The 11,394-nt window shown below is 71.0% G+C and carries 13 protein-coding genes; 9 read left to right on the forward strand and 4 right to left on the reverse strand.

Going from position 1 to position 11,394, the window contains the following annotated elements; translation table 11 throughout:
* Positions 1–540, forward strand: a complete 540-nt coding sequence (locus J2X68_RS09240; protein WP_310431975.1) for a GNAT family N-acetyltransferase — start codon at positions 1–3, stop codon at positions 538–540.
* Positions 541–738: 198 nt separating this feature from the next.
* Here the strand turns inward: J2X68_RS09240 and J2X68_RS09245 are convergent, their stop codons facing one another.
* Positions 739–1,422: a glycerophosphodiester phosphodiesterase family protein gene (locus J2X68_RS09245; protein WP_310431976.1), complete on the reverse strand. Its 684-nt coding sequence runs from the start codon at positions 1,420–1,422 to the stop codon at positions 739–741.
* Positions 1,423–1,708: 286 nt separating this feature from the next.
* Between J2X68_RS09245 and J2X68_RS09250 the strand changes: the two genes are divergently transcribed.
* From J2X68_RS09250 to J2X68_RS09265, 4 genes are all read left to right on the forward strand, one after another.
* The gene (locus J2X68_RS09250; protein WP_310431977.1) at positions 1,709–3,106 is read left to right on the forward strand and encodes a DUF6421 family protein; all 1,398 of its coding nucleotides are present in this window, start codon (positions 1,709–1,711) and stop codon (positions 3,104–3,106) included.
* A 41-nt stretch (positions 3,107–3,147) separates the two neighbouring features.
* Positions 3,148–3,894: an SDR family NAD(P)-dependent oxidoreductase gene (locus tag J2X68_RS09255; protein ID WP_310432139.1), complete on the forward strand. Its 747-nt coding sequence runs from the start codon at positions 3,148–3,150 to the stop codon at positions 3,892–3,894.
* Positions 3,891–4,961: a low specificity L-threonine aldolase gene (locus tag J2X68_RS09260; protein ID WP_310431978.1), complete on the forward strand. Its 1,071-nt coding sequence runs from the start codon at positions 3,891–3,893 to the stop codon at positions 4,959–4,961. The genes J2X68_RS09255 and J2X68_RS09260 overlap by 4 nt, the downstream gene beginning before the upstream one ends.
* A 97-nt stretch (positions 4,962–5,058) precedes the next feature.
* On the forward strand, positions 5,059–5,652 hold the full coding sequence (locus J2X68_RS09265) for a transglutaminase domain-containing protein (RefSeq protein ID WP_310431979.1): 594 nt from the start codon (positions 5,059–5,061) through the stop codon (positions 5,650–5,652).
* 57 nt (positions 5,653–5,709) lie between these two features.
* Here the strand turns inward: J2X68_RS09265 and J2X68_RS09270 are convergent, their stop codons facing one another.
* Together J2X68_RS09270 and J2X68_RS09275 are read right to left on the reverse strand one after the other, a co-directional pair.
* A complete protein-coding gene (locus J2X68_RS09270; RefSeq protein WP_310431980.1) occupies positions 5,710–6,438 on the reverse strand; it encodes a lysophospholipid acyltransferase family protein in 729 nt (242 codons plus the stop codon).
* Between the two features lie 189 nt (positions 6,439–6,627).
* Positions 6,628–7,044, reverse strand: coding sequence for a DUF4395 domain-containing protein (locus tag J2X68_RS09275; RefSeq protein WP_310431981.1), 417 nt, complete (start codon positions 7,042–7,044; stop codon positions 6,628–6,630).
* A 75-nt stretch (positions 7,045–7,119) separates the two neighbouring features.
* Between J2X68_RS09275 and J2X68_RS09280 the strand changes: the two genes are divergently transcribed.
* The 4 genes from J2X68_RS09280 (at position 7,120) to J2X68_RS09295 (ending at position 10,270) form a co-directional block, all read left to right on the forward strand.
* Positions 7,120–7,533, forward strand: coding sequence for a thioredoxin family protein (locus tag J2X68_RS09280; RefSeq protein WP_310431982.1), 414 nt, complete (start codon positions 7,120–7,122; stop codon positions 7,531–7,533).
* Positions 7,534–7,741: 208 nt separating this feature from the next.
* Positions 7,742–8,251 carry a flavin reductase family protein gene (locus J2X68_RS09285; RefSeq protein WP_310431983.1) on the forward strand — a complete coding sequence of 170 codons (510 nt, stop codon included), beginning with the start codon at positions 7,742–7,744 and terminating at the stop codon, positions 8,249–8,251.
* A 217-nt stretch (positions 8,252–8,468) separates the two neighbouring features.
* Entirely contained in the window at positions 8,469–9,257 is a 789-nt protein-coding gene (locus tag J2X68_RS09290; protein WP_028806184.1) for an electron transfer flavoprotein subunit beta/FixA family protein, read from the forward strand.
* Between the two features lie 50 nt (positions 9,258–9,307).
* Complete coding sequence (locus tag J2X68_RS09295; RefSeq protein ID WP_310431984.1) at positions 9,308–10,270, forward strand: electron transfer flavoprotein subunit alpha/FixB family protein; 963 nt, start codon at positions 9,308–9,310, stop codon at positions 10,268–10,270.
* 63 nt (positions 10,271–10,333) lie between these two features.
* On the opposite strand, the gene J2X68_RS09300 is transcribed toward J2X68_RS09295, so the two are convergent.
* A complete protein-coding gene (locus J2X68_RS09300; RefSeq protein ID WP_310431985.1) occupies positions 10,334–11,260 on the reverse strand; it encodes an endonuclease/exonuclease/phosphatase family protein in 927 nt (308 codons plus the stop codon).
* Between the last annotated feature and the right edge of the window lie 134 nt (positions 11,261–11,394).

The following is an 11,394-nucleotide window of genomic DNA, read 5'->3' on the forward strand; positions in this document are numbered from 1 at the left end:
ATGGACACCGCCGCCACCGCTTTCACCTTCCGCGACGCCGTCGACGCCGACGTGGACGAGCTCGTCGCCCTCATCGAGTCGGCCTACCGCGGGGACGCCAGCCGCGCCGGGTGGACGACCGAGGCCGACATCCTTGAGGGGCAGCGGACCGACCCCGACGGCGTGCTGGCGGTCATCAAGGCGCCGGACAGCCGCCTGCTCACCGTCGAGCGGCAGGGCCGGATCGTCGCCTGCTGCCAGCTGGAACACCGGGGCGACCACGCCTACTTCGGCATGTTCGCGGTCAGCCCCGCGGTCCAGGGCGGCGGCCTCGGCAAGACGGTCATGGCGCAGGCCGAGCTTCAGGCCCGTGAGAGCTGGGGCGTCACCGAGATGCACATGACCGTGATCTCCGTACGCGAGGACCTCATAGCCTGGTACGAGCGTCGCGGCTACCGGCGCACCGGTCGCATGACCCCGTTCCCCTACGGCGACGAGCGCTTCGGCATCCCGCAGCGCGACGACCTCCAGTTCGAGCTGCTGGTCAAGGAACTCGTCTGACCGGCAGGCCCCGATCCAGGCCGGTCCGCGCGGTCCCGCCGGCTCGCGGGGCCCGTCGTGCACGCCCGCCCCGGCGCCGGGGCGCCCGCGCACGGCGTCCGGTTCGAGGGCGACCCTCCGCCGCAGGGCGGGCGCGCACCGGACGCCGCGCGCCCGCCCTGCCCCACGGGGCTGACGGCGCCGCCCCGCGGCCCTGGCCTAGGCGGTGAACCGGCCCGTGCGCCTGATCTCCGGGTAGTCGGTCGTCGCGCCGTCGAGTTCCAGGGCGCGGACGAGCCGCAGCTGGTCCTGCGTGTTGACCACCCAGCCGATGATCCGCAGGTCCCGCTTCCGCGCCTCCTCGACGATCTCCAGGGTGAGCCGGCGCAGGTTGAGGCAGAGCGTCGCCGCGCCGGTCTCCACGGCACGCTCCACGATGTCGAGGCCGTAGCGGCTGCCGATGAGCGCGGTGCGCACCCCGGGGACGAGGCGCGCGATCTCGGCGACGGCCTCGTCGTGGAAGGAGGAGACCTCCACGCGGTCCCCCAGGTCCCGCGCGTGCATCACCTCGGCCAGCGCCCGCGCTGCCTGGACGTCCTTGATCTCCGCCTGGAGCGGGAGCCGGACGGCGTCCAGGACCTCCTCGAAGAACGGCACGCGCTCGCCGCGCCCCGCGTCGAGGGTGCGCAGCTCCGCCAGCGTCTGGTCGGCGATGGGCCCGGTCCCGTCGGTCGTCCGGTCGACATCGGCGTCGTGCATGACCACCAGAGCACCGTCTTTGCTCAGATGCAGATCGAGTTCGATGACGTCCAGGCCGGCGTGTTCCGCCGCGACGAAGGAACGCAGGGTGTTCTCGGGTTCGACACCCATGACTCCGCGGTGACCGATGGTGAGGAAGTTCAAGACACGACTCGCTTCCGTCGACGGCTGGGCTGGAGGAGCACGCAGCCTAGTGGCCCCGGGCCGTCAAGGACATGAGCGTGCACCGAGGCTTCCTCTACCCGCCCCGGGGGGAGATCCGACCCACCGGACCGGCCCTAGCCGAAGTAGTCGTTCCTCCCGTGTCCGGCAGGAAAAAGTGCGGTGAAGATGCGGGAGCGCAGGATAATTTCCGGAAGGTCCACTTGCTGGAGGAATCCTCATATGCATACGGTGTCCTGACGCGAGCTTCTCCAGTGAAGGATGGGACATGACGGAAATTCTTGTGCAGGCGGCTACGGGGGAGCACGTTCCTCCGGCGGCGAGGGTGGTCGAGCACCCGGCGTGGCGCGTGCTCAAGGATGCGGTGGAGCAGATCCGGCCCTGGCAGTCCAAGGACGGTTCGATCGACTTCGCCGCCGAGGGCGCACCGCTGCGCACGGACGCCGAGCAGGCCGTCCTGCGCGTGATCGAGGCCGTCGAGGAGCTGTCCCCGCTGCTCCCGCACGACGCCGACTACCACCGGGCGCTCGCCAAGGACCTGCGGGTCTGGGCCGACGGCGGCTTCGGGGTGCCGGACTTCCTCGACTCGCTGCTGGCCTTCCAGCCCGCCGCGAACCGCCGCGACGGCCTCCAGCACCTGGTCGTCTTCGCGATGTACACGCAGAACGGCAACCCGGACCGCAACCTCGAGGCGGTCGTGCTGCGCATGGTCTGGCCGGAGTGGCTGGCCGAGCTGGAGCGCACCCGTTACGACAACCCGCTGTTCTGCGGCATCACCTTCGAGGACTTCACGGCCGGCTACGACACCAACTCGGCCGTCCTCTTCCCGGAGACCATCGCCGTCCGCGAGGCGCCGGAACGTTTCTCCTGGGGTGGCATCTTCTGTGACCGCGAGGCCGCCCGCTTCCGCCGGGTGACCGACGCCGCCGTCGACGTCCTGGGCCTGTCGCTGCCCGAGGACATCGCCGCCATGGTCCACGACCAGAAGCGCTGCGAGGAGGCCTTCGTCCTGTGGGACATGGTCCACGACCGCACCCACAGCCACGGCGACCTGCCCTTCGACCCCTTCATGATCAAGCAGCGCCAGCCGTTCTGGATGTACGGCCTGGAGGAGCTGCGCTGCGACCTCACCGCCTTCAAGGAGGCCGTGAAGCTGGAGGCCGACGGCGTCTCGCAGGCCCGTGACGTGCAGTACGCGGTCCTCTTCGACCGCATGTTCCGCTTCCCGGTCACCGGCGAGCGGGTACGCAACTACGACGGTCTCGGCGGCCAGCTGCTCTTCGCCTACCTGCACAAGCACGACGTCGTCCGCTGGACGGACAACAAGCTGCACATCGACTGGCAGCGCGCCCCGCAGGTCACCAACCAGCTGTGCGCCGACATCGAGCAGCTCTACCGGGACGGCATCGACCGCCCCAAGCTCGTCCACTGGTTCGCCGGCTACGAGCTGGTCTCCACCTACCTCGCGCCGCACCCGGGCTCCAAGTGGGCCAAGGGTCCCGACGCCCTGGACCTGACCCAGCCGCCCCGCAAGCTCGTGGACGACGTGCTTCCGGACGAGTTTCCGCTGAGCATGTTCTATGAGGCACTGTCCAAGAAGCTGAAGAACGTGATCGCCTCCACCAAGGGCATCACGGCGGACAGCGCCGAGCGGATCGCCGCGTGAGCGACCTGCGTACCGAGAACACTGCTCAGGAGGCGAAGACCATGGGGAACGGGGCTCTCAGCGGTGCGGTGGTCGCGGTGGCCGGTGCGGGCGGACCGGCCGGCCGCGCGGCGCTGCTCCGGCTCGCCGAGGCCGGCGCGGTCGTCGTCGGCGCGGACAACGATCCCGAGCGCCTGGCGGAGGCCGTCGACGCGGCCCGCTACGGTGCCGGGGGCGCCACCGTCACCGGTGAGCCGGTCGACCTGCTCGACCTGGACTCGACCCGGGACTGGGCGCAGCGCGTCGAGAAGGACTTCGGCCGGGTCGACGGCGTGGTCCACCTCGTCGGCGGCTGGCGCGGCAGCGAGACCTTCATCAAGACCAGCCTGGACGACTGGGACTTCCTGGAGCTGCTGCTCGTCAAGACCGTGCAGCACACCTCGCTGGCCTTCTTCGAGGCCCTCCAGCGCAGCGAGCGCGGCCGGTACGTGCTGATCAGCGCGGCCGGCGCCTCCCAGCCCACCGCGGGCAACGCCGCGTACGCGGCGGCGAAGGCCGCCGCCGAGGCCTGGACGCTCGCGCTCGCCGACGCCTTCCGCAAGGCCGGGGGCGCCGAGGGCCCGACCTCCGCGGCTGCGATCCTGGTGGTGAAGGCGCTGGTGCACGAGGCGATGCGCGCCGACCGCCCCCACGCGAAGTTCGCGGGCTTCACGGACGTCAAGGACCTGGCCGAGGCCATCACCGGAGTCTGGGAGAAGCCCGCCCCCGAAGTGAACGGACAGCGTCTGTGGCTCACCGAGAAGCCGTGAACCCTCCGAAGACCGACGCGCGGCGCCATCACGACCCGGAGGTCCGCGGTTTCGCCAGCGACAACTACGCCGGGGCACACCCGGAGGTGATGGCCGCCCTGGCCCTGGCCAACGGCGGCCATCAGGTGGCGTACGGCGAGGACGACTACACCGAGCACTTCCAGGGCATCATCCGCAGCCACTTCGGCGCCACGGCGCAGGCGTTCCCGGTCTTCAACGGCACCGGCGCCAACGTCGTCGCGCTGCAGGCGGTCACCGACCGCTGGGGCGCGGTGATCTGCGCCGAGAGCGCGCACATCAACGTCGACGAGGGCGGCGCGCCCGAGCGCATGGGCGGCCTGAAGCTGCTCACCGTGCCCACCCCGGACGGGAAGCTCACCCCCGAGCTGATCGACCGGCAGGCCTGGGGCTGGGACGACGAGCACCGGGCGATGCCGCAGGTCGTCTCGATCACCCAGAGCACGGAGCTGGGCACGCTCTACACGCCCGACGAGATCCGCGCGATCTGCGACCATGCCCACGCGCACGGGATGAAGGTGCACCTGGACGGGTCCCGGATAGCCAACGCGGCGGCCTCGCTGAACGTCCCGATGCGGACGTTCACCAACGCGGTCGGCGTCGACCTGCTCTCGCTGGGCGGGACGAAGAACGGCGCGCTGTTCGGCGAGGCGGTCGTGGTCATCGACCAGGACGCCGTCCGCCACATGAAGCACCTGCGCAAGCTGTCCATGCAGCTGGCCTCCAAGATGCGCTTCGTGTCGGTGCAGCTGGAGGCGCTGCTGGCCAAGGACCTGTGGCTGCGCAACGCCCGTCACGCCAACGAGATGGCCCAGCGCCTGGCCGAGGGCGTGCGCGCCGTGCACGGCGTGGAGATCCTCTACCCCGTGCAGGCCAACGGCGTGTTCGCGCGGCTCCCGCACGAGGTGAGCGAGCGGCTGCAGAAGAAGTTCCGGTTCTACTTCTGGGACGAGGCCGCGGGTGTCGTGCGCTGGATGTGCGCGTTCGACACGACCGAGGAGGACGTGGACACGTTCGTCGCGGCGGTCAAGGAAGAGATGGCGCGGTAGTCGAGGGCGCCTTGGTCCGAAGCGAAGAGTGCATAGGTATGCGGTCATCCGAAAAGTCATTGACTCTCGGGTGATCGCTTTCCTATGCTCTCCCTCCATGGAGCTGATCCAGGAGAATCCCGACCTCTCGGCCTACCTGGCCGCTGACGAGGCCATCGACCACCACCATCCGCAGGTGCGGAACACGGCTGCCCGCCTCGCGAGGGAGGCGGCAGACTCGTATGGTTATGCGCGGCTCGCCTTCGAATTCGTCCGCGACGCCATCTCCCACTCGCAGGACGCCGGCGACCAGCGCGTGACCTGGCGCGCCTCGGACGTGCTGGAACAGGGCACCGGCATCTGCCACGCCAAGGCGCACGCCCTGGCCGCCCTGCTGCGCGCCGAGGACATCCCGACCGCGCTCTGCTACCAGCGGTTCGCGCATGACGAGGGCGACGGGCACGCCCTCCACGGGCTCGTCGCCGTGCGCTTCCACGGGGCCTGGCACCGCCAGGACCCGCGCGGCAACAAGCCGGGAGTGGACGCGCGGTTCTCCCTGGACGGCGAACGCCTGGCCTTCCGTCCCGACCCCGCGGCGGGCGAGCGGGACTACCCCCGCCTCTACGCCGCACCGCATCCGGCCGTCCTCGCCGCGCTGCGGGCCGCCCCCGACCGGGCGCACCTGTGGAAGACCCTCCCCGGCGCACTGTGACCACGGCCGAGCCCGGCCGTCACGGTGCCGCCGGGGCACTTCTCGGGGCGGGCCGGGTCAGCGGGTCTCGGCCTCGCGCACCTGCTCCGGCGTCGGAGCCGTGCCGCCCAGGTGGGCCGGCATCCACCAGGTGTCGTCCGCGTCCTTGGGACGGACGGGGTAGGCGCGCTGGGCGGCTTCCAGGAGTTCCTGGACGCGCTCGCGCAGCTGCCGGGTGATCGCGCCCGCGTACTTGTCCCGGGAGGCTTCCATGGCCTCGCCGACGCGGATGGTGACCGGGGTGTGGCTGCGCTTGAAGTTGCGCGGGTGCCCCTTGGTCCACAGCCGCTGCGTACCCCACAGGGCCACCGGGATCAGCGGGACGCCCGCCTCCTGGGCCATGCGGGCCGCGCCCGACTTGAAGCTCTTGAGCGTGAACGACTGCGAGATGGTGGCCTCGGGGAAGACCCCGACGATCTCGCCGGAGCGCAGCGACTCGAGCGCGTGCGCGTAGGCCGTCTCGCCCTGGTTGCGGTCGACCGGGATGTGCTTCATCCCGCGCATCAGCGGGCCGGAGATCTTGTGGCGGAAGACGGACTCCTTCGCCATGAAACGGACGAGACGCTTCTGCGGGAGCGCGGCCAGTCCGTCGAAGATGAAGTCCAGGTAGCTGATGTGATTGCTCACCAGCACGGCTCCACCCGAACGCGGGATGTTCTCCGAACCCTTGCAGTCGATCTTGAGGTCCCAGGCCTTGAACAACGTCTGGGCGAGGCCGACGACGGGGCGGTAAACAATCTCTGCCATGGGCGGGGCGGACCCTTCCTTCTCTTTGCCGGGGAGGGGCTCCCGGCGGCAAAGTTACGCAGCCGTAGGTTTACGGCATCTCGCAGATCGTGCCCGAAGAACGGCCCGGGAGCCAGCCCTGGTGCCCCGGAACGGCGAGATCCTCGTCACGTCAACCCCCTTGATCCACCTCGGGCTTTTAAGCCGCCTTTACTCCGCGCGTACCGCGACCCGCCGTGCGAGCAGGTACATCTCGCATCCGAGGCAGTACCCGAAAGCAGCATTGAGGAAGGCGGCCGCGAGTGCCGCCCCGGTCGCCGCGAGACCCAGCCAGTGCGGACCCAGGGTGAGGCCGACGAGTCCGGCCCCCGCGAACACCAGACCCACGGCCTGCGCGAACCGCGGCGGCTCCGGCGCCTCGAACCCGGTCGGCGGCCCGATCCGGGGCCGTACGGCCCGGCGGAACACCCAGCCGTACGGTGAGCGGCCCGCCCCGCCCGCCGCGCCGAGCGCGAACGCCAGCGTCTGCCACCCCAGCAGCCAGGCGTTGCCGCTGATCAGCACGACCGCCAGTACTACGGTCGTCACGGCGGCCCCGAAGCGCGGGCCCCTCGCATCGATGTCCATGAACCGAGCATTCCGCAACGGAAACGATTCCCGGGCCCGGGAATCTTTGCAGTCTCGTGAACGCTGGAGGACCTGATGGGCGGATTGCTGGTGTGCGTGGCGGTGCTCGCGGCGGCGAGCGCCTACGGAGTGCTGCACAGGCGGCGGAGCGGGAGGGTGCGGGTGCGCGGGCGCGACGACGGCAAACGGCTCGGAGCGGACCGGCTGGGCGGCGAACTCGGCGAACGGGCCACGCTCGTGCAGTTCTCCAGCGCCTTCTGCGCGCCCTGCCGGGCCACCCGCAGGGTGCTCGGCGAGGTGGCCGCGGTGGTGCCCGGGGTCATCCACATGGAGATCGACGCCGAGGCGCATCTGGACCTCGTCCGCGAGCTCGGCATCCTCAAGACCCCGACCGTCCTGGTGCTCGACGCGGACGGCCGTGTCGTCCGGCGCGCCACCGGCCAGCCCCGCAAGGCGGACGTCATCGCCGCCCTGGGGGAGGCCGTGTGATCCACCCGCGGGGGACGGTGAGGCATCTCCCAGATGCCGGAACGTACTTGACTGTGCGCGCCACCTATCGTCAGCCTGACCGTATGCCTGAGGAACTCCTTCTCCACGGACGGGTCCACGTCGACCTGGTCCGTACCGCGAGCGCGCGCTGTCCGGTCCGTTGAGCACCCACGGCCCGGTTCGCCACTTCCCGCAGAAGGACACCCCCATGACGGCCGTACCCGCCCTCGGCTCCCCTCGTCTCGCCTCTCCCGACCTCCTGCGCTCCGTCTTCCGGCGGCACGCCGCGGGGGTCGCCGTGATCACCGCCTCCGGCGAGAGCGGTCCGGTCGGCTTCACCGCCACCTCGCTCAGCTCCGTCTCCGCCGAGCCGCCGATGCTGTCCTTCGGGATCGGCACCGGGGCCTCCAGCTGGCCGGTACTGTCGCGGGCCACCCACGTGGGCGTCCATATACTCGGCGAGCACCAGCAGGCACTGGCCGCCACCTTCGCCCGGAGCGGCGCGGACCGCTTCGGCGCGCCGACCGCCTGGCGGGACGGCCCGCAGGGCGTTCCGGTGCTCGACGACGTGCTGGCGTGGCTGGTGTGCCGGGTCGTCGCGCGGGTCCCGGCGGGCGATCACCGCATCGTGCTGGCCGAGGTGGAGCTGGGCGACCCGGAGGGCGCGGGCCGTCCGCTGCTCTACCACCAGGGGCGGTTCACCGCCCTGCGGGATTGATCACGCCCGGCTCTCCTGCGAAGTCGTCGAGTTCCGATTACGCTGCGTTGCAAAGGTCACAGTTCAAAGCGCTTGCTTAGCGGGAACGAACTGGGTGTACTGACGAGTAATATTTCGGTCGGAGCGCGGGCCGCCCCGACCGGGATCGGCCGCTTGTGGCGCCTATGCTGCCTGGAAGAAGGCAGCCGAGAACTGACGATGCAGTAGGAGAGCCGGCGTGAGCTTGAGGATCGTTGTCACTGTGAAGTACGTGCCCGACGCCACTGGCGACCGGCACTTCGCCGATGACCTGACCGTCGACCGGGACGACGTGGACGGTCTGCTCTCCGAGCTCGACGAGTACGCGGTCGAGCAGGCGCTGCAGATCTCCGAGAACTCCGACGACGACGTGGAGATCACCGTCCTGACGGTGGGCCCCGAGGACGCCAAGGACGCGCTCCGCAAGGCCCTCTCCATGGGCGCCGACAAGGCGATCCACGTCGAGGACGACGACCTGCACGGCACCGACGCCATCGGCACCTCCCTGGTGCTCGCCAAGGCGATCGAGAAGGCCGGCTACGACCTGGTCATCTCCGGCCTGGCCTCCACCGACGGCACCATGGGCGTCGTGCCGGCCCTGCTGGCCGAGCGTCTGGGCGTCCCGCAGGTCACCCTGCTCTCCGAGGTCTCCGTCGAGGACGGCACCGTCAAGGGCCGCCGGGACGGCGACGCCGCCTCCGAGCAGCTCGAGGCCTCCCTGCCGGCCGTCGTGTCGGTGACCGACCAGTCGGGCGAGGCGCGATACCCGTCGTTCAAGGGCATCATGGCGGCCAAGAAGAAGCCGGTCGAGTCCTGGGACCTGTCGGACCTGGACCTGGAGGCCGAGGAGGTCGGCCTCGAGGGCGCCTGGACCGCGGTCGACAGCGCGACCGAGCGTCCGGCCCGCACCGCGGGAACGATCGTCAAGGACGAGGGCGAGGGCGGCAAGCAGCTGGCTGAGTTCCTCGCGGGCCAGAAGTTCATCTAAAGGCCCTTCGCCGACCGCCCCTCAACTTCGTTTCGCAGGAGAGCAATCCCATGGCTGAAGTCCTCGTCTTCGTCGACCACGTGGACGGCGCCGTCCGCAAGCCCACCCTGGAGCTGCTGACGCTGGCCCGCCGCATCGGCGAGCCGGTCGCCGTCGCCCTCGGCACGGGCGCCGAGAACACCGCCGCCGCGCTGGCCGAGCACGGCGCCGTGAAGGTGCTGACCCACGACGCGTCCGAGTACGCCGACTACCTCGTCGTACCGAAGGTCGACGCGCTCCAGGCCGCGGTCGAGTCGGTCTCCCCGGCCGCCGTCCTCGTCCCGTCCTCCGCCGAGGGCAAGGAGATCGCGGCCCGTCTGGCGCTGCGCATCGGCTCCGGCATCATCACCGACGCCGTCGACCTCGAGGCCGGCGACGAGGGCCCGGTGGCCACCCAGTCGGTGTTCGCCGCGTCCTTCACCACCAAGTCCCGTGTCTCCAAGGGCGTCCCGGTCATCACCGTGAAGCCGAACTCGGCCGCCGTCGAGGCCGCCCCGGCCGCCGGTGCCGTCGAGGCCCTCGCGGTGACCTTCTCCGCCCAGGCCACCGGCACCAAGGTCACCGGCCGCACGCCGCGCGAGTCGACCGGGCGCCCGGAGCTGACCGAGGCCGCGATCGTCGTCTCCGGCGGCCGCGGCGTCAACGGCGCCGAGAACTTCGCCCTCATCGAGTCGCTCGCCGACTCCCTGGGCGCGGCCGTCGGCGCCTCCCGCGCCGCGGTGGACGCCGGCTGGTACCCGCACACCAACCAGGTGGGCCAGACCGGCAAGTCCGTCTCGCCGCAGCTCTACATCGCCAACGGCATCTCCGGCGCCATCCAGCACCGCGCCGGCATGCAGACCTCGAAGACCATCGTGGCCGTCAACAAGGACGCCGAGGCCCCGATCTTCGACCTCGTCGACTACGGCGTCGTCGGCGACCTGTTCGACGTCGTCCCGCAGCTCACCGAGGAGATCAACACCCGCAAGGGCTGATCACCCGGCACTCGCGGCACTGTCCGAGGCCCCCGCGACCGCACAGGTCGCGGGGGCCTCGGCTCATTCCGCGCCCAGGGACGCCCGCACCGGCAGATGGTCGCTCGGGTACTGGCCGTTCAGCGTGAACGTGTCGGTCCACTCCCGGTGGACCCGGAACCCGGGCGTCGCCAGGATCCAGTCGATGCGGTCCCCGCCCGGCGTGAGCGGCCTGTAGCCGTGGAAGGTGGCGTACGCCCCGCCGCGCGAGCGTGCCGCGTCCCAGGTGTCGACCAGCCCGGCGGCCAGCAGGGTGCCGTAGACCGGATTGACGTGCGCGACGGCGTTGAAGTCGCCGGTCAGCAGCAGGGGCAGCGAGCGGTCGAACCGGGCGATCCGCGCCGCGATCAGGGCGGCGGAGCGCTCGCGCGCGTACTGGCTGGCGTTGTCGAGATGCGTGTTGAGGACCCAGAACTCCCGCCCCCCGGCCCGCAGATCCCGGAAGCGCACCCAGGTGACCATGCGGGGATGGGCCGCTCCCCAGGTGTTGGAGCCGTGCACCTCGGGCGTGTCGGAGAGCCAGAAGTGCGCGTGTTCGGCCGGGGCCAGCCGGCGCGTGTCGTAGAAGACCGCCATCGCCTCGTCGTCGGCGGCTCCCCGGCTGACGCCGATCCACGCGTACCGCCGCCCCAGGTCGGCCGCGATGTCGCGCAGCTGCTGCGGCCGGCCCTCCTGGGTGCCGATGACGTGCGGGGCCGCCCGGCGCAGCAGCGCGCGCATCGCCGGCCGGCGGGCCGCCCAGCTGTTGGGCTCCTCGGCGGACGCGAAACGGAGGTTGAACGTCATGACCTCCAGCGGGGGGACGGGCTGCGCCGGCAGGAGCGTCCCGCGCGGCCGGCTCTCCTGCCGTGCCGCCGAGGCCCGCACCATGCCGAGCAGGGGAACGGCGGCCACGGCGGCCACCACGGTTCTCAGCCCCGCCCGGCGACTCGGCCCACTGCTGCCCGTCATGTGTTCCCCTTTGTCTCGTGAGCCAGGATGGAGGCGTGAACCCGTGGAGGGAAGAGGGCACGGGTGCGACGCCGGACGCGAGGGGCCGAGCCGTGGACAGGGTGTTGACCTGCCGGAAGCCGCACGGATAACTT

The sequence above is a fragment of the Streptomyces sp. 3330 genome, from assembly GCF_031456635.1.
Classification (GTDB): Bacteria; Actinomycetota; Actinomycetes; order Streptomycetales; family Streptomycetaceae; genus Streptomyces.

Coding starts and splice junctions, on each gene's coding strand:
- J2X68_RS09255 (WP_310432139.1), top strand. CDS start 3,148: ATGGGGAACGGGGCTCTCAGCGGTGCGGTGGTCGCGGTGGCCGGTGCG.
- J2X68_RS09300 (WP_310431985.1), bottom strand. CDS start 11,260: ATGACGGGCAGCAGTGGGCCGAGTCGCCGGGCGGGGCTGAGAACCGTG.
- J2X68_RS09285 (WP_310431983.1), top strand. CDS start 7,742: ATGACGGCCGTACCCGCCCTCGGCTCCCCTCGTCTCGCCTCTCCCGAC.
- J2X68_RS09295 (WP_310431984.1), top strand. CDS start 9,308: ATGGCTGAAGTCCTCGTCTTCGTCGACCACGTGGACGGCGCCGTCCGC.
- J2X68_RS09280 (WP_310431982.1), top strand. CDS start 7,120: ATGGGCGGATTGCTGGTGTGCGTGGCGGTGCTCGCGGCGGCGAGCGCC.
- J2X68_RS09270 (WP_310431980.1), bottom strand. CDS start 6,438: ATGGCAGAGATTGTTTACCGCCCCGTCGTCGGCCTCGCCCAGACGTTG.
- J2X68_RS09240 (WP_310431975.1), top strand. CDS start 1: ATGGACACCGCCGCCACCGCTTTCACCTTCCGCGACGCCGTCGACGCC.
- J2X68_RS09250 (WP_310431977.1), top strand. CDS start 1,709: ATGACGGAAATTCTTGTGCAGGCGGCTACGGGGGAGCACGTTCCTCCG.
- J2X68_RS09265 (WP_310431979.1), top strand. CDS start 5,059: ATGGAGCTGATCCAGGAGAATCCCGACCTCTCGGCCTACCTGGCCGCT.
- J2X68_RS09275 (WP_310431981.1), bottom strand. CDS start 7,044: ATGGACATCGATGCGAGGGGCCCGCGCTTCGGGGCCGCCGTGACGACC.